The 23,990-nt window shown below is 65.7% G+C and carries 20 protein-coding genes and 1 other RNA gene; 20 read left to right on the forward strand and 1 reads right to left on the reverse strand.

Features of this window, described 5'->3' with window-relative positions:
• The first annotated feature begins 40 nt into the window (after positions 1 to 40).
• Positions 41 to 427 carry a hypothetical protein gene (locus tag B8446_RS12240; protein ID WP_084712313.1) on the forward strand — a complete coding sequence of 129 codons (387 nt, stop codon included), beginning with the start codon at positions 41 to 43 and terminating at the stop codon, positions 425 to 427.
• Here B8446_RS12240 and B8446_RS12245 read toward each other — a convergent pair.
• Positions 405 to 1,313, reverse strand: coding sequence for an alpha/beta hydrolase (locus B8446_RS12245; protein ID WP_158507588.1), 909 nt, complete (start codon positions 1,311 to 1,313; stop codon positions 405 to 407). The two genes, B8446_RS12240 and B8446_RS12245, sit on opposite strands and share 23 nt — an antisense overlap.
• A gap of 194 nt (positions 1,314 to 1,507) precedes the next feature.
• On the opposite strand from B8446_RS12245, the gene rnpB reads away from it, so the two are divergent.
• The 19 genes from rnpB (at position 1,508) to B8446_RS12340 (ending at position 23,980) form a co-directional block, all read left to right on the forward strand.
• Positions 1,508 to 1,933: RNase P RNA component class A (gene rnpB, locus B8446_RS12250), an RNA gene on the forward strand.
• A 299-nt stretch (positions 1,934 to 2,232) separates the two neighbouring features.
• Positions 2,233 to 2,700: a division/cell wall cluster transcriptional repressor MraZ gene (gene mraZ / locus B8446_RS12255; protein ID WP_048849981.1), complete on the forward strand. Its 468-nt coding sequence runs from the start codon at positions 2,233 to 2,235 to the stop codon at positions 2,698 to 2,700.
• Positions 2,701 to 2,783: 83 nt separating this feature from the next.
• Positions 2,784 to 3,761 (forward strand): 16S rRNA (cytosine(1402)-N(4))-methyltransferase RsmH, encoded by a 978-nt coding sequence (rsmH, locus tag B8446_RS12260; protein WP_048850069.1) that lies wholly within the window; start codon positions 2,784 to 2,786, stop codon positions 3,759 to 3,761.
• Positions 3,758 to 4,588, forward strand: a complete 831-nt coding sequence (ftsL, locus tag B8446_RS12265) for a cell division protein FtsL (RefSeq protein ID WP_048849983.1) — start codon at positions 3,758 to 3,760, stop codon at positions 4,586 to 4,588. The genes rsmH and ftsL overlap by 4 nt, the downstream gene beginning before the upstream one ends.
• A 223-nt stretch (positions 4,589 to 4,811) precedes the next feature.
• Positions 4,812 to 6,743: a peptidoglycan D,D-transpeptidase FtsI family protein gene (locus tag B8446_RS12270; RefSeq protein ID WP_084712315.1), complete on the forward strand. Its 1,932-nt coding sequence runs from the start codon at positions 4,812 to 4,814 to the stop codon at positions 6,741 to 6,743.
• A gap of 8 nt (positions 6,744 to 6,751) precedes the next feature.
• On the forward strand, positions 6,752 to 8,200 hold the full coding sequence (locus B8446_RS12275; protein ID WP_048849985.1) for a UDP-N-acetylmuramoyl-L-alanyl-D-glutamate--2,6-diaminopimelate ligase: 1,449 nt from the start codon (positions 6,752 to 6,754) through the stop codon (positions 8,198 to 8,200).
• A complete protein-coding gene (locus B8446_RS12280; protein WP_048849987.1) occupies positions 8,197 to 9,558 on the forward strand; it encodes a UDP-N-acetylmuramoyl-tripeptide--D-alanyl-D-alanine ligase in 1,362 nt (453 codons plus the stop codon). Before B8446_RS12275 ends, B8446_RS12280 begins: the two co-directional genes overlap by 4 nt.
• Positions 9,558 to 10,649, forward strand: coding sequence for a phospho-N-acetylmuramoyl-pentapeptide-transferase (gene mraY, locus B8446_RS12285; protein WP_048849989.1), 1,092 nt, complete (start codon positions 9,558 to 9,560; stop codon positions 10,647 to 10,649). Before B8446_RS12280 ends, mraY begins: the two co-directional genes overlap by 1 nt.
• The gene (murD, locus tag B8446_RS12290; protein WP_048849991.1) at positions 10,646 to 12,040 is read left to right on the forward strand and encodes a UDP-N-acetylmuramoyl-L-alanine--D-glutamate ligase; all 1,395 of its coding nucleotides are present in this window, start codon (positions 10,646 to 10,648) and stop codon (positions 12,038 to 12,040) included. Before mraY ends, murD begins: the two co-directional genes overlap by 4 nt.
• A complete protein-coding gene (locus tag B8446_RS12295) occupies positions 12,040 to 13,212 on the forward strand; it encodes an FtsW/RodA/SpoVE family cell cycle protein (RefSeq protein ID WP_048849993.1) in 1,173 nt (390 codons plus the stop codon). The genes murD and B8446_RS12295 overlap by 1 nt, the downstream gene beginning before the upstream one ends.
• Positions 13,209 to 14,357, forward strand: a complete 1,149-nt coding sequence (gene murG / locus B8446_RS12300; protein WP_048849994.1) for an undecaprenyldiphospho-muramoylpentapeptide beta-N-acetylglucosaminyltransferase — start codon at positions 13,209 to 13,211, stop codon at positions 14,355 to 14,357. The genes B8446_RS12295 and murG overlap by 4 nt, the downstream gene beginning before the upstream one ends.
• A 14-nt stretch (positions 14,358 to 14,371) precedes the next feature.
• The gene (gene murC / locus B8446_RS12305) at positions 14,372 to 15,805 is read left to right on the forward strand and encodes a UDP-N-acetylmuramate--L-alanine ligase (protein ID WP_048849996.1); all 1,434 of its coding nucleotides are present in this window, start codon (positions 14,372 to 14,374) and stop codon (positions 15,803 to 15,805) included.
• Entirely contained in the window at positions 15,802 to 16,719 is a 918-nt protein-coding gene (gene murB / locus B8446_RS12310; protein ID WP_084712306.1) for a UDP-N-acetylmuramate dehydrogenase, read from the forward strand. The genes murC and murB overlap by 4 nt, the downstream gene beginning before the upstream one ends.
• Complete coding sequence (locus tag B8446_RS12315) at positions 16,716 to 17,681, forward strand: D-alanine--D-alanine ligase (RefSeq protein ID WP_048849998.1); 966 nt, start codon at positions 16,716 to 16,718, stop codon at positions 17,679 to 17,681. Before murB ends, B8446_RS12315 begins: the two co-directional genes overlap by 4 nt.
• The gene (locus B8446_RS12320; RefSeq protein WP_084712307.1) at positions 17,678 to 18,859 is read left to right on the forward strand and encodes an FtsQ-type POTRA domain-containing protein; all 1,182 of its coding nucleotides are present in this window, start codon (positions 17,678 to 17,680) and stop codon (positions 18,857 to 18,859) included. The genes B8446_RS12315 and B8446_RS12320 overlap by 4 nt, the downstream gene beginning before the upstream one ends.
• Positions 18,856 to 20,250, forward strand: a complete 1,395-nt coding sequence (gene ftsA, locus B8446_RS12325; RefSeq protein ID WP_241767768.1) for a cell division protein FtsA — start codon at positions 18,856 to 18,858, stop codon at positions 20,248 to 20,250. Before B8446_RS12320 ends, ftsA begins: the two co-directional genes overlap by 4 nt.
• Before the next feature lie 79 nt (positions 20,251 to 20,329).
• Entirely contained in the window at positions 20,330 to 21,811 is a 1,482-nt protein-coding gene (gene ftsZ, locus B8446_RS12330) for a cell division protein FtsZ (RefSeq protein WP_048850002.1), read from the forward strand.
• A gap of 175 nt (positions 21,812 to 21,986) precedes the next feature.
• Entirely contained in the window at positions 21,987 to 23,012 is a 1,026-nt protein-coding gene (gene lpxC / locus B8446_RS12335; RefSeq protein ID WP_053053857.1) for a UDP-3-O-acyl-N-acetylglucosamine deacetylase, read from the forward strand.
• Between the two features lie 68 nt (positions 23,013 to 23,080).
• Positions 23,081 to 23,980, forward strand: a complete 900-nt coding sequence (locus tag B8446_RS12340; RefSeq protein WP_241767769.1) for an outer membrane protein assembly factor BamD — start codon at positions 23,081 to 23,083, stop codon at positions 23,978 to 23,980.
• The last annotated feature ends 10 nt before the right edge of the window (positions 23,981 to 23,990 follow it).

Raw genomic sequence — 23,990 nt, forward strand, 5'->3', positions numbered from 1 at the left:
ACGCGGCGGAAAATCGCCGCGGTCGCTCAAGCAGCACATCATGCGCCGCCTCATTATGGTCGTGCCGCTCGCGCTGCTGATGGTGGTGATGTCGCGCACCGGCCTGCTCGACTTCGCGGCCGACAAGATGACGTTCACCGACCTCAGCTGGTTCGACAACACGGCGCTGGTCGAACATCTGCGCGTGCTGGTGACCCATGACGGGCTGACCGACGAGCCGGGCAAATGCCTCGTGTTCCTGGTCAACGGCGACGACCCGCCGAACGCATCGCACATCGACGTCCTGGCACGTCATGAAGCTGCCTGCCCCGGCAAGAAGACCGGCCTGCCGGACAAGCTGTTTACCCTGCGCATCGACCGCGCCGACCGCACGATCGAGACGGACGCCGGAACGCCGGGTCAGTTCAGGATGATTCCGACGAAGTAATCGGCGCGCGCAGGTGTCGGCGCAGAAAGTGTGCGCCGACACGGATCGCCGAACGTCCGTCTGCCAGAAGCGCATAGAAGTTCAGGAAGCCGTGGATCATGCGCCCGTAGCAGCGATAGAAAACCGGCACGCCGGCAGCCTGCAGCAGATCGCGATAGCGCTCCCCGTCCCCGCGCAACGGGTCGAACCCTCCGGTAATGATCGCAGCAGGCGGCAATCCCGCGAATGACGAGGCCAGAACGGGTGCGAAACGCGGGTCGCGCAGCTCCGCCTCATGGCTGAGATATTGCGCGCCGTACCAGGCAATTCCGCTTTCCGTCAGGAAATAGCCGCGTGCATACCGAGTGCGCGTGTCGGGCGCATCCGCACCGCAGATGACGGGATAGATCAGCAGTTGCGCCGCAATTTTCGGCCCGCCCGCATCGCGCGCCTTCAGGGCGATAACGGCCGCAAGATTGCCGCCCGCGCTGTCACCCGCAACGGCGACAGGCCCGCGACCTTCCATCTGTTGCGCAAGCCATTGCAGCGCGGCCCAGGCATCGTCCACGGCCGCCGGAAATTTGTGTTCCGGCGCCAGACGATAATCGAGCGACAGGACCATGGCACCTGACTGACGCGCCAGGCGGCAGCAGATCCCATGGTGCGACACAAGGTCGCAATGCACGAAGCCGCCGCCATGCAGGAACAGGATCGCGCCATGCACCGTCCCGCGCGGGCGGTAGAGACGCGCCGGGCGCCGTCCCTCCCCGCCCGGCACCAGGATCGGGCGCCAGGTCCTGATCTGGAGGCTCGACAGGATCGTCGGGAAGCTGGGCCGACCCGCGATCTTGCGCAACCGCGCAAGGGTCCGGGGATGAGGCGCAGGCGCATGCCCGGGAAGAGGCAACGGGATCTCATGAGGCGATCGTCCCTTTTGCACCCGCTTCTCGGCACGACGGAGAGAGTGAAGAAAAAGACGCGTCAGTAGCGAAGGACGTTCGGGCAAGGCGGTCATGGTGCGATCACGCACGCGACCGGCGCGCCTGACAAGATGCTGTCGCCCATTGACGAAATGACAACCCTGGTTCAGGTTCCGCCCCGCCAGACGGTTGGACGATCGCGGCGGGTGCGGTTTTGCTGCATCGGTCGAGGAAAGTCCGGGCTCCACGGGAGAACGGTGCCGGCTAACGGCCGGCGGGGGCGACCCTAGGGACAGTGCCACAGAAAACAAACCACCCGCCGGACTGGTCGCGCGAGCGACTTGGTTGCGGGCAAGGTCGAAACGGGGCGGTAAGAGCGCACCGCGCGCCTGGCGACAGGGGCGGCATGGTAAACCCCACCGGGAGCAAGACCGAATAGGAGCGGCAGGTCGGTATCCCATCGGGATGCACGACCGGAGGTTCTCCCGCCTCGTCGCTCGGGTTGGTCGCGCGAGGCGCATCGCAAGATGCGTCCCAGAGGAATGATCGTCACACCGCCGCTTCGTGCGCTGGTGGACAGAACCCGGCTTACAGACCGTCTGGCACCAGTCCCATCACCTCGCGAATCGGGCTCCTTCATCATTTCTTAACCGTCGCGCAAGTAATGAATGCGTTTCGACGGGCAGGAACAAAACGTAAACTTGATGTAGATCAACAACAGTCTGGCATCACGATTACTAATTTTGTCTAAACGATGGCGAAGACTTCATTCGCGTGCAAAATTTCCCGGAAATCCGCCAGATTTGGCTGTCTTTTGTTTGACGGCCCATGAAATCCCATGATATCCCATGCTTACCCAGACAAGAACTCGACAGTGAACTGGCAGGCAGGGAGGCATCAGACGGCGTGAGTGTGTTTCTCGGCACGCATCAGAACCGTTTTGACGCCAAGGGCCGCGTGTCGATCCCGGCCGCTTTCCGCAATGCGTTGCGCGCACAGGCCGAGCCGGGCGCTTCGCTGGTCATTCTCCGTCCGTCACACCTGCATCCCTGCATCGAGGCATGGCCCCAGGCCGCATTCGCCTCGCTCGCGCAGCCGCTCGGCGAGATCGACGTTTTTTCCGATGCGCATGACGACCTCGCGGCATCGCTTTATGCCGATGCCTATCCGATCGACAGCGACAAGGAAGGCCGTATCATCGTGCCCGATTCGCTCCGCGCGCATGCGGGACTTCGCGACGAGGTGGCCTTCATGGGGCTGGGCCGCACATTCCAGATCTGGGAACCCGAAGCCGCGGCCAGGCGCCGTGAGGACGCTCGGTCGCGGTCGCGCGCCATGACGAGCCGTCCCCAGCCCACGGGTGCGGCATCATGATGGCCATCCAATTCACGACGATTGCGAGCCTGCGCCAGCACGACGACAATCACGGCAGCGTTTCCGACAAGCCCGCATCCGCCATGGCCTTTTCGGCGCAGGCAACGATTGCGGCCGGCGGCCACGCTCCGGTCATGCTGCGCGAGGTTCTCGAGACGCTGGACGTGCACGAAGGCGCGACCCTGCTCGATGGCACCTTCGGCGGCGGCGGCTACGCGCGAGCGCTGCTTGCCGTGCCGAACACGACGCTCTGGGCCATCGATCGCGATTCCGATGCGATCGCGCGTGGAGAAGCCCTGTCCGGCGAGATTGGGTCGCAGCGCCTGCATATGCTTCACGGCACCTTCGGCGACATGGCGCAGCTTGCGAAAGATGCGCCGCCATTCGACGGAATTGTGCTGGACCTCGGCGTATCGTCGTTTCAGCTCGACCAGTCGGAACGCGGATTTTCGTTCCGCAACGATGGTCCTCTGGACATGCGCATGGGGCAGAGCGGCACGTCGGCGGAGCATCTGGTCAATACCGCCCCCGAAGGCGAACTGGCCGACATCATCTTCCATTACGGTGAAGATCGTCTTGCCCGGCGCATTGCGCGCGCGATCGTGGTTGCACGGGCGGAAGCGCAGATCCGCACCACCGGGCAACTCGCCGAAGTCATCCGGCGCGTCGTCCCGAAGGACCGTTCGGGGATCGATCCCGCAACGCGGGCCTTTCAGGGGCTGCGCATTGCGGTCAATGACGAGCTTGGAGAAATCGAGCGCATGCTCGAAGCGGCGCCGGCCATGCTTGCGCCCGGCGGTCGTCTCGTGATCGTTTCGTTCCACTCGCTCGAAGACCGGCTGGTCAAGCGCGCCATGGCCAATCTCACCGGCCGCGCGGCACGTCCGTCACGCCACGAGCCGCTGTCCGTGACGCAGCAGGACACGCCGCCCTTTTCATTGCTGACGCCGCGCCCCCTGCGCGCCGCCAGCGACGAGACAGACATCAATCCCCGTGCGCGCAGTGCCCGCCTGCGCGCGCTTGCCCGCCTCGCCCCCAGCCCTTCAGGACCGACCCGATGATCCGGCCGTTCACGATTTTCTGCGCGCTTCTCGCCGGTGGCTCCGGCCTCTTCCTATACACGAAGAAGCACGAGACGACGGTGCTGGATCAGCAGATCACGAAGATCGTGCAGGACAGCGAACGTGTCCGCCAGCAATCCGCCATGCTGCGGACCGAATGGGCGCTTCTCAACCAGCCGGATCGCCTGAGCGCGCTGTCCACGCGTCTGCTGCCCGATCTCCACCCGATGGCGCCGGCCCAGTTCGTACGGCTGGCCAGTCTCGACGGGACGCTGCCCGCGCCGGGCTCCAAGGCACTCGCACCTGATCCGCGCGCGCCGCTCAGCGACGATATTTCGCGTGCCAATGCTGCCGCGAAGTCGGATGCGGCCCCTGGCCCTGCCCTGCCCGCGCATTCCGCACCGGCTCCCCCACCTGTTGCTGTGGCGTCGGCCCGTCCGATGCCGCGTCTCGAAGCCAGGCCCGAACCCGTCCGGGTCGCCTATGCGACACCGGCCCCGAGCCTTGCGCAGACAGTGTCTCGCGACGCGGTCTCGCATGACACGGATGGCGCACGCCGCCTGCAGCGCGTGCATCAGGAAGCATCCCATCCTGACGCCATTGTTCATCTGGTGTCGTATCACCCGCAGCGTCCGGCGCCGATGCTTGTTGCGGCATGGCACCACGACACGGTATCCCGCGCGCCGGCGCCCGTGCACCGTGCCCTGTCCTCCGATCGTTCTGCGGCGGAAGCGCATACGGTGCGCATAGCCCGTGCCGAGGCGTCATCCTCGGCGCTGGGCGGCAGCAGCGACGGGCTTCCGCCGCCGGTGCCGATGGCCAACTGACCTGTTTCCTTCTCGTCACGTGCCAAAGCGACGGGAGCCCTATCGAAAGGCGATCTGAAGCCCGATGCGTGACGATCACAATGATTTCGGCCGCGACGACCGAAACGCGAGCGGCACGGCACGCGGGAACAGTGCGATCGTCTCTCGTCTGGCAGGCGCCGTATTCGGTCGCCTGACCGGACGGAACCGCGCGCCCAAAGGCCAACGCGCGTCGCTCGACCAGATGCATGCGCGCCTGCTCGGTGTCGGCGCGGGCTTCATCGCCCTGTTCAGCGCTATCGCGCTGAAGCTCAGCTTTGCCACCGTGTGGATGCCGATGGAGCCGGAAAAGCGGCAGATCGCGCCGCAGGTGCCGACCATTCCGAAGAGCGATCCCAAGGGCGAGGCGTCCAACGATCTGGTGCTCCCCCAGGTCCATCGCGCGACCATTACAGACCGCAACGGACAGGCGCTGGCGATCTCCCTGCCGGTGGCGCAGGTCTATGCCAACCCGCAGGAGCTGATCGATCCGAAGGATGCGGCGGAAAAGCTGCGCTCGGTTCTGCCCCAGCTCAATGAAGAAGACACGATCCGTCGTCTCTCGGAAAAACGCCAGTTCGTCTATCTCGCGCGTGACATCTCGCCTGTTCAGGAAATCTCGATCAACAATCTGGGCATTCCCGGCATCTATTTCGAACCCGGCGAGCGCCGTCACTATCCGCTCGGCACGACGGCCGCGCAGATCATGGGCAGCGTCGACATCGACGATCATGGCATCGCCGGCGTGGAGCGCTATTTCGACAAGCGACTGAACACCGACCGCACGCCGCTGCGCCTGTCACTCGATGTGCGCATCCAGGCCGTCGTGCACGACGAACTCGCAAATGCGATGCAGACGTTCCAGGCGATCGGCGCATGCGCGATCGTCATGGACGTGCGCACCGGCGAGATCGTCGCGATGGTCAGTCTGCCGGACTTCGATGCGAACGACTTCGCCCACGCGCCGAACGACAGCCGCTTCAATCGGGCCGTGACCGGCATGTACGAGCCGGGATCGACGTTCAAGCTGCAGACAGCCGCCATGGCGCTGCAGCTCGGCGTGGCCCATGTCTGGGACCGCTTCTCCTCGATCCCGATCCATATCGGGCGCTTCACGATCTCGGACATGAAGACCGATCATTTCCCGCCGTGGATCTCGCTGCCGTATGTCATGGCGCATTCGTCGAACCCGGCCGCAGCGCACATCGCACTCGATGTCGGTGCGGAACGCCAGCGGGAATGGCTCCACAGCATGGGCTTCCTCGACCGCGTGCCTGTGGAACTTCCGGAAGCCAGCCGTCCTCTGGTGCCTTCCGCGCGCAACTGGGGCATTTCGACCGTCATGACGGTCGGCTTCGGCCACGGTGTCGCCGAACCGCCGCTTTCGATCGTACGCGGAACGGCCGCGACCGTGAACGGCGGCATTCTTGTCCGCCCCACCCTTCTGGCCCGCGACGACGCGAACACGGCCGATACGACCGACCAGAACGGTCCGCTTGCACCGCGTCCGGTCTTGTACGATCCGGCACATGACAATGTGGGGCCGGACAGCAACGCAAATGCAGACGCCAGCGCCGACGTGACACCGCAGGGACCGCGGGTCCTGTCCGAGCAGACCTCGAACACGCTGCGCAAGATCCTGCGCCTCGTGGTGACCCAGGGCATCGGCAAGAATGCCGAAAGTCCAGGATATTTCGTGGGCGGCAAGACCGGAACGGCTGAAAAGGTCGGCCCGCATGGCGGCTACCTCAAGCACGTCAACATCGGCGCCTTCACTGGCGTATTCCCGATGAACGATCCGCATTACGCGGTCTATGTCATGCTGGACTCACCGCATCCGACGGCGCAGACGCATGGCTGGACGACGGCTTCGTGGAACGCGGCACCCACGGTCTCCAAGATCATTTCCCGGATCGGGCCGATGCTGAACATGTTCCCTGATACGGCGAACGCCGCGAAGATCGATGCCGAACTCGCGATTCCCATGGATCCCGGCGTGCCGTCAGGTTATCGCGCGCTCGGCCCCGGCAATGATCCCGGCGATCCACGCAACGCGCCTCATGCTCCCACCCGTCGCGAAGTCGCCTACCGCACTCACGAACATGACGTGACCCGTACGGTCAGCAGCGACGATTGAGCTCTCGTATGAACCTTCCCGATCTTCTGCGCGCGGGTGACATCAGCGCGCCGGACGTGCCTTCGATAAACGTCACGTCTGTCACCGCAGACAGTCGTCGTGCCTGCCCGGGTGCCGTGTTCGTCGCGATCGGCGGCACGCGTCAGAATGGCGCCGCCTTCATTGACGATGCCTGTTCGAAGGGGGCAATCGCCGTCGTGGCCGATGCCCCGGTCCCGGCACCTGTTCCTGTATTCACGTGTGCCAATCCGCGTCGCGCGCTGGCGCTGATGGCGGCATATATCGCCGGGCCGATGCCTGACCGGCTGGCAGCCGTGACCGGGACGAACGGCAAGACGAGCACGGCCGATTTCATCCGTCAGATCTGGCAACTGCAAGGCATCCGTGCGGCGAGCATCGGAACGCTCGGTCTGATCGGTGCGCCTGAGGGCGTGCCCGCGCCGCCACCCCTGACCACGCCCGATCCCGTTGCCCTGTCGGAGACGCTCGCGGTCCTGTCCCGTGTCGGCGTCGAAGGTGTCGCGCTCGAAGCGTCATCGCACGGGCTCGCGCAGGACAGGCTGGACGGTCTGTGTCCGACCGTCGCCGGTTTTTCGAACCTGACCCGCGATCATCTCGATTATCACGGCACCATGGATGCCTATCGGGATGCAAAGCTGCGCCTGTTTTCGGACATCCTGCCGCGCGGTGCCGTGGCCGCCATCAATGCGGACATGGATCCGGAAACGGTTTCGGCGGTGCGCGCCATCGCGCAGGCGCGCGGTCATCATCTCCGCACTGTCGGGCATGCGGGCGAGACGTTGCGGCTGGTCGCGGCGACACCGCGCCCGCATGGCCAGATCCTCGATATCGAGGCGAATGGCCAGCGCCACGAGGTCGAGATCCCGCTGCCCGGGCGTTTTCAGGCGGACAACGTACTCCTTGCGGCAGCCATGGCCGCCGCCCGCGACAAAGAATTCGCGCTCGACCTGCTGCCGTGTCTGCAAGGGGTCCGGGGCCGGATGGAGCTTGCCGCGACGCTGCCGAACGGCGCTGCGGCGTATGTCGATTATGCCCACACGCCTGATGCCCTCGAGCGCTTGTTGTCGAGCCTGCGCCCGCATGCGCGCGGCCGCCTGGTCGTGGTCTTCGGGGCCGGAGGCGATCGCGACCGTGGCAAGCGTCCCGTCATGGGCGATGTCGCTGCCCGTCACGCCGATCTGGCGATTGTGACGGACGACAATCCGCGCACCGAACGGCCCGAGGCTATCCGGGCCGAAATCATGGCCGCCTGTCCGGGTGCGCGGGAAATCGGCGACCGGGAAGCGGCCATCGCCGCAGGTCTCGAAAAGCTGTCGGGCGGTGACGTGCTGGTCGTGGCCGGCAAGGGCCACGAACCCGGCCAAATCGTAGGGACTGAAGTCTTGCCTTTTGACGATCGCGCGGTCATCCGCAGGCGTGCTGGGATTGCAGCATGAACACGCTCTGGACCTCGCACGACCTGCGTGCAGCAACCGGCGGCCGGCTGGATGCCGATGTATCGGTGACGGGCGTTTCGATCGACACGCGCACGATCATGCCGGGCGATCTCTTCATCGCGCTGGTCGGTGAACGCGACGGGCATGACCACGTGGCGGACGCCTTCGCAAAGGGGGCCGCCTGCGCGCTGGTGCATCGGGCGGACATGCGCGATCCGCGCTGTCTGTTGGTCGGCGATACGATGACGGCGCTCGTCGCTCTCGCCTGCTATGCCCGTGCGCGTTTCTCGGGCCGGGTCGTGGCGGTCACGGGCAGTGTCGGCAAGACGACGACGAAGGACATGCTGGGGGTGGCGCTCTCGGCATACGGTCCCACACACGCGTCTGTCGCGTCCTACAACAATCACTGGGGCGTGCCGCTGACGCTCGCGCGCCTTCCGGAAGACGCGGCCTATTGCATCAGCGAAATCGGCATGAACCACGCAGGCGAAATCGCGCCGTTGGCGACACTCGTCCGGCCTGACGTCGCCGTCATCACAACGGTGGGATCGAGCCATATCGGCAACATGGGCAGCATCGGCGCAATCGCGGCCGAAAAGGCAAGTCTGTTCTCCGCACTCGGACCGAACGGCATCGCCATCATCCCCGATGATGCGCCCTGCGAGGACATTCTCGCCGCGGCCGCGGCGCATGTGATGCTGGAGCGCGCGGGAACGTCCGACGCCGCGACCAATCGCGCCATCAACGTATCGTGTGACGAAACAGGCAGCACGTTCGTATTTGCAGACCCCGATGAGACACTTGCGGTGCGGCTGAACGAGCCGGGCGAACACCTCGTGCGGAACGCGGTCTCGGCGCTTGCCGTCGTGCATGCACTCGGCCTCGACCCTCACGCCGCCGCCGCGGCACTGGCCGAATGGAGTCCCGGCGCCGGACGTGGCCTGCGGCGGCCGATCCTCGACGGCACGGCGATCCTCCTGGACGAAAGCTACAACGCCTCCGTGCTGTCTGTCCGTGCGAGCCTGCGGACGCTTGCCCTGCTTCCGGCCACACGGCGGATCGCGGTGCTGGGCGACATGCTCGAGATGGGTGATTTCGCGGACGAAGCGCATCGGAGCCTGGCGTCCGATCTCGTTGCTTCGGCCGATCTGGTTTTCTGCTGCGGGACACAGATGAAAGCGTTGTTCGACTGCCTGCCTGACCGCGTTCGCGCGGGCTATGCTCCTGATTCCGCAGCCCTGGCCCCGATGGTCAGGGCAACGCTCGCAGCCGGTGACTGCGTCCTGGTCAAAGGCAGCCTCGGCAGCCGCATGGCCCGCGTCGTTGCGGCGCTCGATACGGCAAAGGCTGCGGCCTGATGCTGTATTCGCTGATCGTGGGTCACGGGCTCGCCGCTTCCGGGCCGCTTCACCTTTTTCACTACATCACGTTCCGCGCCGGCTGCGCGTGCCTGACGGCGATGGTAACCAGCCTTCTGCTGGGCCGCCCGCTGATCGCGGAACTGCGCCGCATCCAGCGTGAGGGACAGCCGATCCGCGCGCTTGGGCCCGAGCGGCACATCCTAGAGAAGACGGGCACGCCGACGATGGGCGGCGTCCTGATCCTGTTCTCGCTGTTTCTCTCGACCCTGATGTGGACCGATCTCGCCAACGGGTTCGTCTGGGCCGTGCTGATGATCACGGGCGTGTTCGGTGCCGTCGGATTTGCGGACGACTACCTCAAGCTCTCGAAACGCAACACGAAGGGGGTCTCGGCACGCGCGCGCCTCGGCACGGAATTCGTGACCTCGCTGATCGGCGGCTGGTGGATCGAAAGCCTGATGCCCGACGGGCTCGCCAACCACCTGGCGTTCCCCTTCGCCAAGGATCTGCTGCTTCCCCTGGGCTATGCCTTTCCCATCTTCGCGATGATCGCGATTACCGGGTTCGGCAATGCCGTGAACTTCACGGACGGGCTGGACGGGCTGGCGATCGTGCCCGTGGTGATTGCGGCCCTCGTGTTCGCCCTGATTTCCTATCTCGTCGGCAATCATGTCTTTGCCGACTATCTTGAGCTGCATCCGGTGCCGGGTGCGGGCGAACTGGCCGTGTTCTGCGCGGCCCTGATCGGGGCCGGGCTCGGGTTTCTCTGGTTCAATGCGCCGCCGGCCGAAGTGTTCATGGGTGACACCGGCTCGCTCTCGCTGGGTGGCGCGCTTGGCGCCGTCTCGGTCGCGGTCAAGCACGAGCTGGTGCTGTGCATCGTAGGCGGCTTGTTCGTTGCCGAGACGCTGTCCGTCGTGATTCAGGTCTTCTGGTTCAAACGGACCGGGCGACGGGTGTTCCTGATGGCGCCGCTTCACCACCATTTCGAGAAAAAGGGCTGGCAGGAGCCGAAGATCGTCGTGCGCTTCTGGATCGTCTCGATCGTGCTGGGCCTGTGCGGTCTGGCAACGCTGAAGCTGCGATGAGCGACTTTCCGCCCGATCTGTTTGCCGGCTCCCGGTTCGCGGTACTCGGACTTGGGCGCAACGGCGCGGCTGTCGTCTCGGCCCTGCTCGGCATGGGTGCCGAGGTTCAGGCGTGGGACGACAAATCGTCAGGATCAGGACTTGCGGCACACCCTCGGCTGATGGTCGAGCCGTTTGATTCCCTGGCCGGGTTCGACGCGCTGATCCTGTCGCCCGGGATTCCCCATACGCTGCCGACACCTCATCCGGTGGCATTGATGGCGCGAGAACTCGGCATTCCCATCCTGTCGGATGCCGAGCTCCTTTATCGCGCGGTGCGCGCGGCGGGGTCGAAAGCACGTTTTGCCTCGATCACAGGGACGAACGGCAAATCCACGACCACGGCACTCCTCGCGCATATCCTGCAGACCGCGGGCCTGCCGGCCGCAGCCGGCGGCAATCTCGGCAACGCAGCGCTATCGCTGCCTCTGCTGCCGGACGACGGCGTGTATGTCATCGAGATGTCGTCCTACATGCTCGAGCGTCTCGACCAGTTCCATGCCAGTTGCGCCGTTCTGTTGAACCTGACGCCGGACCATCTGGACCGGCACGGCGACATGGCGGGCTATGCCCGTGCCAAGGCGCATGTGTTCGACAACATGACGTCGGCTGATCTGGCGCTGTTCGGCACGCCGGGCCCGGAGATGCAAAACGTTGCGGATGCAGTCGCCGCGCGCGGCATCCAGCCGGTCTGGCTTCCTGAACCCGTGGACGGGCGGATCGTCGCACGCGGGGCGACACTCGCCGATCTGTCGAATGCGCCTGCTCTTCCCGGAGCCCACAACGCCCAGAATGTTGCCGCAGCTGCGTTGATGGCCGTCCATTGCGATGCAGCGCCCGATTCGATTGCATCAGGTATCGCAAGATTCCCGGGGCTTTCGCATCGTCAAAAAGTCGTGGCGCGCCATCGCGGCGTGACATTCATCGACGACAGCAAGGCGACGAATGCCGACGCCGCCGAGCGGGCACTATCCTGCTACGACCGGATCATCTGGATCGCCGGTGGCATGGCGAAATCGGGCGGCATCGCCCCGCTTGCGACGTATTTCCCGCGTATCGCACATGCCCTGCTGATCGGACGCGATGCACCGATGCTGGCTGAGACCCTTGCGGCGCACGGTGTCGCACACACCGTCGTTGGCACACTGGAAGCTGCTGTGCCGGAAGCGGACCGCCTTGCACAGGCACTCGATGCGCCGGTTGTCCTGCTGTCACCGGCCTGCGCGAGTTTCGATCAGTTTTCGAGCTTTGAGGAGCGCGGTTCACGCTTCCTTCATCATGTCGATAATCTTATAGAAACAGACGGTTCCGAAATCTCTCTGGATACCCCAACCCACAAGGCGCCGCCCTGATGTCCGCAAGCTCACGCGTTGATACGTCGAAAGTCGCTCGGTGGTGGCGAAGCGTTGATCGCGTGACGCTGTCGGCGACCGGTGTCCTGATCGCTCTGGGCTATATCCTGATGCTGGCGGCGAGCCCCGCCGTCGCTTCGCGCATCGGCGCGTCGCGGGACATGTTCATTCTCAAGCAGGTCATCTTCCTGAGCATCGCGGGCGCGATCGTGCTGGCCGTCTCCAGCCTGTCGCTGACCGGCGTGCGGCGCCTCGCCCTCATCGGCAGCGTGGTCGCGCTGGCGGCGACCGCACTCACCCTGGTGCACGGCGTGGAGATCAAGGGCGCGCGGCGCTGGATCGCGCTGCCGCTGATGTCGGTGCAACCGTCCGAGTTCCTCAAGCCCTGCTTCGCGGTCGCGACGGCCTGGCTGCTGGCCAGGCGGCGAACGCAGCGCTATTTTCCGGGCCTTCTGCTGGCATTCGGAGTGTTTGGCGTCATCCTGATGCTGCTGAAGTCCCAGCCGGACATCGGCATGCTGTCGGTCATCACCATGGTGTTCATGACGCAGCTATTCGTCGACGGGCTGCCGCTGTTCTTCGTGGCGGCCGGCGTCGCGGCGATGGGCGGCGCGTTCATGATGGCCTACATCGTGTTCCCGCACGTCCGCTCACGCGTCGAGCGCTTCCTGCATCCCAATGTCGGCGACCACTACCAGATCGACACGGCGCTGCGGGCGTTCGGCAATGGCGGCCTGCTGGGCCGCGGTCCCGGCGAAGGCCGCGTAAAGGACCTGCTTCCCGACGCGCATGCGGACTTCGTGTTCGCCGTGGCCGGAGAGGAATTCGGCCTGCTCGTCTGCCTCGGCATCGTCTGCGTCTTCCTGGTGATCGTGTTGCGCACGCTTTTGAAGCTGATGCGCGAGGACGATCCGTTCGTGATCGTCGGCGCGTCCGGACTGGTCACGGGCTTCGGCCTGCAGGCCTTCGTCAACATGGGCTCGACCCTTCACCTGATTCCGACGAAAGGCATGACGTTGCCGCTCATTTCCTATGGTGGCTCCTCGGCGATGTCGATTGCGCTGACGATCGGCATGGTGCTCGCGCTGACACGCAAGCGCGTGGGCAGCAACGCGATGCAGGAGCGTTACCAGCCGGCGGGCGACGCCCTCTACCGCAGGCGCGCGGCATGAGCGCGCCTATCGCGATTGCGGCCGGCGGCACCGGCGGCCATTTCTTCCCCGCCGAGGCGCTGGGCACGGAACTGGCCGCGCGTGGGCATGACCTTGTGCTGATGACGGATCGGCGTCACGGCAAGCGCGAGACCAGGTGTTTCGCCACGCGTCCGCAATACGTGCTCGACGGCGCGGGCATCGCGGGCAAGGGCGCGCTTGCCAAGGCGATGGGCGCCCTTGCCCTGTGGCGCGGCATGCGTCAGGCCCGAAAGGCGCTGGAGGATGTTCGCCCGTCCGCGTTGATCGGCTTCGGCGGCTATCCGTCCGTGCCGCCGCTGATGGCGGCCCGCTTCATCCCGCGCGACCGTCGCCCTGCCATCATCATTCATGAAGGCAACGCGGTGCTTGGCCGCGCCAACGCCCTGATCGCGCGCCATGCCGATGCGATCGCGACATCGTTCCCCTCGGTGGCGAAGCTGCCCAAGGGCGCGGATGTGACGCTGACCGGCATGCCCGTGCGTGCGCAGATCGCGGCCTTGCACGATGTGCCCTATACCCCGCCGCAGGAAGCGATCCGCCTGCTCGTGTGGGGCGGATCGCTCGGCGCGCGCGTGTTTTCCGACATCGTTCCCGACGCGCTGGCAGCGCTCCCCGAAGGCTTCCGCGCGCGCCTGGTGGTCACGCAGCAGGTGCGCGCCGAAGATCTGGAGCGCGTCCGGAGCGCCTATGGGCACATAGGCATTCAGGCAACCGTCGCCCCGTTCTTTGACGATGTCGCATCCTTGCTCAAATCCGCGCACCTCGTGATCGGCCGCGCCGGCGGCTCGTCCGTTGCCGAAATCGCGCTGGCGGGACGACCGTCACTGCTGGTGCCCCTGCCGATCGCGGCGTCCGACGAGCAGGGCGCGAACGCGTCGGCCCTTCAGGATGCAGGCGGCGCATGGATGATCCGGCAGCCGGATTTCACATCGCAGGTTCTGGCCGGTCGCCTGGGCGCTCTGCTGTCGTCGTCACGACGTCTGGCCGAAGCAGCCGCGGCGGCACGCCAGTTCGGGCGTCCGGATGCAGTCTCGCATCTTGCCGATCTGGTGGAGGCGACCATCGCCTCCCGGCCCTCGCCCGTTCCTTCTCCGGCGCTCACCGCCGCTCCCGACACCCCCTGACAGGATCCCGGCACATGCGCGCCCTGCCTCTCTCGATTGGCACCATTCATTTCGTCGGCATCGGCGGCATCGGCATGTCCGGGATCGCCGAAGTCCTGCACATGCTCGGCTACAAGGTTCAGGGATCGGACATCGCCGAGAGCGCTAACGTGCTGCGCCTGCGGCGGTCCGGCATTCCGGTGGCAATCGGGCACGATGCCGCCAATCTCGGCGGCGCCCAGGTCGTCGTGACGTCCACGGCCGTGAAGCGCGACAATCCCGAGGTCATCGCCGCACGGGCGAAGCTGATCCCGGTCGTCCGGCGCGCGGAGATGCTGGCCGAACTGATGCGACTGCGCTGGTCGATCGCGATCGGCGGCACCCATGGCAAGACGACGACGACCAGCCTCGTCGCCTGCGTGCTCGAACAGGCGAAGCTCGACCCGACCGTCATCAATGGCGGCATCATCGAAGCCTACGGCACCAACACCCGCATGGGTTCGGGCGACTGGATGGTCGTCGAGGCCGACGAAAGCGACGGGTCGTTCCTGCGGCTGCCGGCCGTCATCACCGTCGTGACCAACATGGACCCCGAGCATCTGGATCACTGGGGCACGGCAGAGGCGATGCAGGCCGGCTACGACCAGTTCGTCTCCAATATTCCATTCTATGGCTTCGCTGTCCTGTGCATCGACCATCCGGGCGTGCAGCAGATGATTCCCCGTCTGTCCGACCATCGCATCATCACCTACGGTTTCTCGCCGCAGGCTGACGTACGCGCTGAAAAAATCGTGACGGACAAACGCGGCGCCACGTTCGAAGTCGTGCTCACCGATCGTACCCGCAACCGCACGCGGCGCGCGGGGCCGTTCCGCCTGCCGATGCTCGGCCACCACAACGTCCTGAATGCGCTGGCGGCCATCGCCGTCGCTTCGGAGATGGAAATCAGCGACGCGACCATCCGGTCGGCACTGGCCGACTTCCGGGGCGTGAAACGCCGTTTCACGCGCACGGGGGAATTCAACGGCGTCACCGTGATCGACGATTACGGACATCACCCCGTGGAGATCGCGGCCGTCCTGCGCGCCGCGCGTCAGGCCGGCGCGCGTGACGTGCTGGCCGTCGTGCAGCCGCACCGTTATTCCCGCTTGGACGCCTTGTTCGAGGAATTCTGCACCTGCATGAATGACGCGGGCACGGTGATCGTGGCCGATGTCTATGCCGCCGGGGAAGAACCCATGGCGGACCGGGATCGTGACGCGCTGGTCGAAGGCCTGCGGGCACGCGGCCATCGCTCGGTCGTGCCGTTGCCAGGACCGGAGCATCTTGCCGAGATGGTCAACGCCATCGCGAAGCCGGGTGACTATGTCGTCTGCCTCGGTGCCGGGACCATCACCCAGTGGGCGCAGGCACTGCCGGGCCAGCTCGCGGCGCTCAACGGCAAGCCGGGCGCGGACGTCGCTGCGTGAGTGCCGCCCTGACCTCTCATCCCGGCAACCCCCTCCCCGAATTCCGTGGACGGTTGACCCAGGGCGCCGCACTCGGACCACGCACATGGTTCCGGACGGGCGGTGCCGCCGACCTGCTGCTGATCCCGGAAGACGCTGCGGATCTGGCGCAGGCGATGCGCGCGCTTGAGCCGGGCATGGCCGTGACGGCGCTCGGGGCGTGCTCCAACGTCATCGTGCGCGATGCTGGCATCGCGGGCGCTGTCGTGCGTCTGGCGCGCGGATTTTCGGACATCGCGCGTGACGGCGACGGGATCGTGGCGGGCGCTGCGGCCCTTGACATGACCGTAGCCGAGCACGCAGCCGAAATGGGGCTCGCGGGTCTGGAGTTCATGGCGGGCATTCCGGGAACGATCGGTGGTGCCGTGCGCATGAACGCCGGTGCCTACGGCTCCGATATCGCTGCCGTCCTCGACTGGGTGGAGATCGTGACGCGGGACGGGACGCAGGCGCGGATCGCGGGTGCGGATCTCGATTTCGGCTACCGGCATTCGGGTCTCCCGCCCGATGCCGTCGTCACGCGCGCGCGCCTGCGGGCCACGCCGGCTGATCCTGCGGCCGTTAAGGCGCGGATCGCCGATGTCCGCGCAGCACGCGAAGCGGCGCAGCCGGTCCGGGCACGCACCGGCGGCTCCACCTTCCGCAATCCGGAAGGCCACGCGGCATGGAAGCTGATCGACGAGGCCGGCTGTCGCGGTCTTCTGCGTGACGGCGCGCAGGTCAGCGAAAAACATTGCAATTTCCTGATCAATACCGGAACGGCAACCAGCACCGCGCTTGAGGAGCTGGGCGAAATCGTGCGTGCCCGGGTCCTCTCTGCGAGCGGGATCGACCTGCACTGGGAAATCCGTCGGATCGGAAGGACGCACGCATGACGACGACATCCCCTCGCGTGGCGCTGCTGAGCGGCGGCATCTCGAACGAACGTGACGTCAGCCGCTGGAGCTGCGAGGGCATTGCCCGCGTCCTGCGCGAACAGGGTTATCCGCTCAGCATCATCGATGTCGGGCAGGATATCGCGAGCACGATCGCATCGTTGCGCGCGGCGCGTCCGGACGTCGTGTTCAACGGCCTGCATGGCCGTTTCGGCGAGGACGGAGCCATACAGGGCGTCCTGGAATGGCTCGGCCTGCCGTATACCCACAGCGGCGTGCTGGCGTCGGCGCTGGCAATGGACAAGGTTGCGTCACGGCGGATTCTCGCGGCGGCAGGCTTGCCGATCGCACGCGGCGCCACGGTCGGCATCGCGGAACTGGCCGACGCCGATCCCATGGACGTGCCGTATGTGATCAAGCCGATCAACGAAGGTTCGTCCGTCGGGGTCGAGATCGTCCGCGAAGGCAGCAATCGTCGCGTACAGATCGCGTCCGAATGGCGTTTCGGCCCGGAAGCGCTCGTCGAGGAATTCGTGCCCGGCCGTGAACTGACGGTCGCCGTGCTCGGCGATCGCGCGCTCACAGTGACCGAGATCCTGCCGGCGGGCGACCATTTCTACGATTTCGAGGCGAAATATCAGGCGGGCGGATCGGCCCACCGCGTGCCCGCCGATGTTCATCCCGATGCATTTGCGCAGGCCCTGTCCCTTGCCGTCGAGGCCCACCGGGCGCTGGGGTGCGCGGGCGCATCGCGGACCGACTTCCGTTATGACGATACGGCAGGCGATGGCCCCGGGCGCCTCGTCATCCTTGAGGTCAACACCCAACCGGGGATGACCGAAACGTCGCTCCTGCCGGAACAGGCCCAGTTCTGCGGCATCTCCTATGGCGAGCTCTGCGCCTGGATTGTTGACGATGCGCTGGCGCGGGCCGCACCCGGCAAGGGTCCCGGCACAGCATGACCTCACGTCGGGCCAGAAACGGAACGTCGGACGGGCGCGTCCAGGGCGGTGTGATCGGCGACCGTCCGTCACGCCTCCTCATCTTCCTGAAGCGCCAGCGGCGCCTCATGCGTCCCGTTCTGGCACTGCTGCTGCTTGCCATCCTCGTTGCAGGCGGCATCGTCCTGCTGCGCCGATCAGCCACCGAAACCGATTTCGCCCCGATCCGCGCGCGCCTGATCCAGCTCCTCCCGCTGCATATCGCAACGATCAGCGTGACCGGCCGACGCCTGACATCGGAGGATGCGCTGATGCAGGCGCTTGGCACGTCCGTCGGGCAGCCGATCTTCGGCTTTTCGGTCAAGGCAGCGCGCGACCGGATCGACCGGCTGCCGTTCGTGGATCACGTGGTGGTCGAACGGCACATGCCCGACACGGTGGTTGTCCAGCTCACCGAACGCAGTCCGTTCGCCGTCTGGCAGGATCATGGCCGCTTCACATTGATCAACCGTGACGGCGCGGCGGTGGCGGACCAGACCATGGTCGGGCCGGGTAACGAGAAGAACGCGCAGGCCTTCCTGCAACTCCCGCTGGTCGTGGGCGACGGTGCAAACGTGGCCGCCGGCGAACTGATCGATGCGCTCGGCCAGCAGCCGGTCGTGCGGGATTTCGTCGCGGCCGCGGTTCGCGTCGGCGACCGTCGATGGAACCTGTCATTGAAAGACGGCACGACGGTCATGCTGCCCGAAGGTCATGATCCGGAGGCCCTGGCGCGTCTGGCCCGGTATCAGGGCGACATGCGTCTTCTCGAACGCCCGGTGATCTCGATCGACATGCGCCTGCCGGACCGCATGGTCATTCATCAGGTGCCGGCACCTGATGCACCCAGAACGCCGGACGGATCAGGCGACGCGCCTGCGGGCACCACCACGGCCACGTTCCCGGGTTACGGGAAGCCGGCATCGACAACGCCGAAGAGTGATGACCATGCTTCGGCAGCGCATACGTCCACGGACCGGACATCCCCACCGCACTCAACCCCAGCGCATCCGCATGTTGCAGCTCCGGCGCCGCATACACCGTCACCTCAGGCACTGACACCACGCGCGCCAGGCGTCATACATCAGACATCTCCAGGGGACGATCAGCCCCTGCCGCCGCCCGTGCCATTGGCACCCCCCGATGGAGGACAGAATTGAGCGAAACGTCCGGACCCGATCTTGGAGCCCGCTTGCGTCGTCGGCGCGGCGATCGGGCCACGGGCCGCGCGCTGGTGCCCGTCGGCCAACGTGAGGACGCCCAAGGATCGGGCATTCTCCCGTTGCCGCCGCCGGACGAACCGGCGACACCGCGTCCCTGGCGGTCCGGCGTCTTCGGCGCACTCGACATCGGCTCGACGAAGATGACCTGCCTGATCGGGCGCGGAGAGCCGGACGGGTCCCTGCGCGTGCTCGGCTATGGCTGGCGGCGGTCGCGCGGTGTACGCGGCGGCGCCATCGTCGACCTGCGGGAGGCGGAGGCGGCCATCCGGGCCACGGTCGGCCAGGCCGAGGAAGCAGCCGAACGCAGCCTGGACTCCGTCGTGGTCAACCTTTCCTGCGGTCAGCCGGAAAGCCGGATATTCTCGGCCCGGATGCCGATCGGCGGGCGAGAGGTGACGGAGAGCGACGTCTCCCGCGCCGTCGGGGAAGCGCAGGCGCGCGCCTACATCGAGGGCCGCTCGATCGTCCACACGATGCCGCTCGGCTTTTCGGTGGACGAAACCCCGGGCGTCCTCGACCCGCGCGGTCATCTCTGCGAGCAGCTAACGGCGCGGCTTCACGTCGTCGATACGAGTTCCAATGCGCTCCGCACGCTCGAGCAGGTTCTGGCGCGCGCTGAACTCAAGCTGTCAGGTCTGGTCGCAGCCCCCTTTGCCTCCGGCCTTGCCGTGCTCGACGATGACGAGCGCGAACTGGGTGCGACCATCGTCGAGCTGGGCGGCGGCACGACATCGCTTGCCGTTTTCAGCGAAAGCCGCCTCCTGCACACGGCATTCCTGCCCGTCGGCGGCGTTCACGTCACACGCGATCTTGGCGGAATGCTCTCGACCTCGGTGGACGAGGCAGAGCGGCTGAAGACGAAATACGGCGCTGCGGAACTCGCGTCGCAGGACGACCGCGACATGATCACGGCCCAGCTCATGGGCGACGAGACCTCATCGCTGGCACGAATTTCACGGGCAAAACTGATTTCGGTCATCCGACCGCGGGTCGAGGAAACGCTTGAGCTTGTCCGCGACAGGCTGGACGGCGCGGGGCTCGGTCGCGCCGCGAACGGCCGCGTGGTCCTGACCGGTGGCGCGTCGCTGCTGGACGGAATCGGCCCCATGGCCGCCCGCATTCTTAATCGGCCCGTCCGTCTTGGGCAGCCGCAGCGGATACAGGGTCTGCCGGAGATCGCGGCCGCGTCGACCGGGTTCGCCACCGTGTCGGGCCTGCTTGCATGGGCCGCGGGCGCGGATCGCGCCTATCACGATGCCGATATGCCGGAACGCCGTAACACGGGAGTTTTGCGGCGAATCGTCGGTTTCATGAGGGACCGCGTGTAGTTATGCTCTCGACAGTCTCAAAATTGCCTCACCTTTTATCTAACCGATTCGCGTTGCCCCCGAAGGCTGGAACCTGACCATGACCCTGAACCTTACCGTTCCGCAGCAGTCCCACTCCGATTTCATGCCGCGCATTACGGTCATTGGCGTGGGCGGGGCTGGTACGAACGCCGTCGACAACATGATCCAGCTCGAGCTTCAGGGCGTGGAGTTCGTCGTTGCCAACACGGATGCTCAGCAGCTTTCCCATGCGAAGGCCGATCGCCGCGTCCAGCTTGGTCCGCACCTGACACTGGGGCTCGGCGCGGGTGCGAAGCCCGAAATCGGTCGGGCGGCAGCGGAAGAGGCCGCCGACGAACTCGCGCGTCACATCGAGGGCGCGCACATGGTCTTCATCACGGCCGGCATGGGCGGCGGCACCGGCACGGGCGCGGCGCCGGTGATCGCACGGATGGCGCGCGAGCGCGGCATCCTGACGGTCGGCGTGGTCACGAAGCCGTTCAACTTCGAGGGCGCGCGTCGCGCCAAGGCGGCGGAGGCCGGCATCACCGAGCTCCAGGCGCACGTCGATACCCTGATCGTCATTCCGAACCAGAACCTCTTCCGCCTGGCGAACGAGCGCACGGGCTGGAAAGAAGCGTTCAAGATGGCCGACAACGTCCTGTACATGGGCGTGCGTGGCGTGACCGACCTCATGGTGGCGCCAGGCCTGATCAACCTCGACTTTGCCGACGTCCGTGCCGTCATGGCCGAGATGGGCAAGGCGATGATGGGCACGGGCGAGGCCGAGGGCGACAATCGCGCCGTCGAAGCGGCGGAACTTGCGATTTCCAACCCGCTGCTCGAAGACACGTCCATGGCGGGCGCGCGCGGCCTGCTGGTGAACATCACCGGCGGCGAGGACATGACGCTTTACGAAGTCGATCAGGCCGCCGAGCGCGTTCGGGCCGAAGTCGCGGACGACGCGAACATCATCTTCGGTTCGGCGATCGATGACACGCTCAACGGGCGTGTCCGCGTATCGGTCGTCGCAACGGGCATCGACACGGTGCGCCCCGTCGTCGAGCCGCCGCCGGTTCAGGAGGCCGCGCCTGCTGCGGCCGCACATCCGTCGAATCAGCAGGCTTCGCAGCAGGATCCGGCAAATGCCGCGTCGGCCGGTGGTCAGCCTTTCCAGCCTGCCTCGACCTACGCGCCGGTACCCCGTACGGCAGCGACGGCAGCCGGTGCTCCGCAGGAAAATGCGGCGCCGGCCCCCTCGCCTCATTCTGTTCCGCAGCAGGGCTTCGGCCGGCCGACCCAGCGGGCGGGTCTTTTCACAGCACCGGCCAGCGCGCCCGAGCCTGCGCCGCGCAGCATCTTCGGCATCGTGACCGGTGCCCTGCGTGGCGGCCGTCCGCCGGCCGAGCCGTCACGTCAGGAACCGCAGCAGGACGTTCCCCGCAACAATGCACCCCGGCATGATCACGATGCGCCGCGTGACCAGCGTCCGACAGTGCAGCAGGAGGACGGGAAGGAAGCGGACCTCGATATTCCCGCTTTCCTGCGTCGCCAGCAGTAAATATTGACACGAGTCGTACGGGCGCCTTGAAATTGACGCAATTACAAGGCGCTAGACCGTAATAGTCGGCAATAATCATTGACTGGCATGAAGCGATCAGGCCTGCCAAAAGGCCATGATCGCTTCACAACATGCATCTTCGAGTGAGGCGCTGTATCGGAAGAGGACAAGACTGATGGACAGCCTGACCGACATCGAGCGCGATGCGATCCTGCTGGACGATTCAGATAATGTCCTGACCGAAAATCTGCCCCCCCGGCTGGCAGCGAGCATGCCACAGGGCATGGATATCAGGCTCGGCTCCGGGCCGCGTCAGCAGACGACCGTCGCCGCCCCGATCTCATGTGTCGGTCGTGGCCTGCACACCGGTGTGCCGATTCATCTGACGATCCGCCCTGCGTCAGCCGATCACGGTATTGCGTTTATCCGCACCGATCTGCCCGAAGCGTCCCTGATTCCCGCGCGTTACGATCATGTCGTTGACACGCGCCTGAGCACGGTGGTCGGTGTGGACTCGCGGCAGCGGGTTGCCACCATCGAGCATCTGATGGCCGCCTTGAACGCGAATGGCATCGATAATGCGCTGATCGAGGTCAGTGGCCCGGAACTGCCGGCGCTCGATGGCTCTTCGGCCGAGTATGATTTTCTTCTCCAGTGCGCAGGTCGGGTCAGCCTGGCGATTGCGAAGGCCCCGGTCGAGGTGCTTCGGCGTGTCCGCGTAGAGGGTGCAGATGGAGCTTTCGCCGAGCTGCGTCCTGCCCGTCGCGGGCTGTCACTGTCGATGACGATCGATTTCCCCTCGGCTGCAATCGGTCGTCAGAGCTTTGCGCTCGCCCTGAACGAGATCCGCTTCCGCGATCAACTGGCCGCCTGCCGGACGTTCGTGGAGCGCGCCGATATCGAGGCATTGCAGCGCGTTGGCCTGGCGCGTGGCGGTTCGTTGAACAATGCGATCGTCGTGGACGGAGAAGCGGTCCTCAATCCCGGCGGCCTGCGTCATCACGACGAATTCGTTCGCCACAAGCTGCTCGACGCAATTGGGGATCTGGGCCTTGCAGGCGCGCCGCTTCAGGCAGAGTTCGTGGGCTACAAGTCGGGACATGGCCTCAACAATCAGCTGCTGCGTGCCCTGTTCGCCGATCGCGCGAACTGGCGCGTTGCCGGCACGACGGCCACATCACGCGTTCGCGTCGCGGCCTGAACAAACGGTGTCGTGCTTCACCCTGATTACGGACGTGATATAAGACGCCCGTAACTGGAAGAGCAGGCATGTCCGACACCATCGTTCCCCCTATGCAATCCATCGGCGAGACGCCCAGCCAGGGCCGTGCGATCCGTCTGCGGGGAGCCGTGGTTCTATGCGCCCTCACGATCCTGCCGGGCTGTTCCCTGTTCTCGGGCAAGTCCCAGACCGCCCAGATTCCGCGGGCGGCATCTCCCGAACAGCTTTACAACTACGGTATCGATGCCCTGCATACGCAGCGATACCAGCTGGCCAGCAGCGAATTCGAGCTGCTGCAGCAGAATTACCCATACTCGACCTATACCGGTAATGCCGAGCTGATGGAGGGATATGCGTATTACCTCCAAAGTGAATATGCGTCCTCGGTTCAGCAGCTCGAGCGGTACCTGCAGCTTCATCCGACCAGCCCGGATGCGGCCTACGCGTTCTACCTGCGGGCTCTGTGCTACTACGAGCAGATCGCCGACGTGCAGCGTGATCAGCAGGGCACGATCGAGGCGATGGATGCGCTGGAGGAGGTCGTCACCCGCTTCCCCCAGACGGCTTACGCACGCGACGCACAGCTGAAGATCGACCTCTGTCGAGATCATCTCGCCGGCAAGGAAATGCTGGTCGGGCGCTGGTACCAGCAGCAGCACAATTACGAAGCGGCACTGAACCGCTACCAGCGCGTGGTCGAGGATTTCCAGACGACCAACCACGTGGCGGAAGCCCTGGAGCGCCTGGTCGAGGTGTATCTCGAGCTTGGCCTGACGGATGAGGCCCGCAAGACGGCGTCAGTCCTCGGCTACAACTACCCCGACAGCAAATGGTACCGGTTCAGCTACAACAATCTGGCCGAACATCACCTGCTGGCAGAGAGTGCGCCGAAACCTCGGAGCAAGCAGCCGGGCATGTTCATGCGGATGTGGAACACGGTCTTCTGATGGCGCGTTG

Origin of the sequence: Tanticharoenia sakaeratensis NBRC 103193, from assembly GCF_000963885.1 — a bacterium.
Classification (GTDB): domain Bacteria; phylum Pseudomonadota; class Alphaproteobacteria; order Acetobacterales; family Acetobacteraceae; genus Tanticharoenia; species Tanticharoenia sakaeratensis.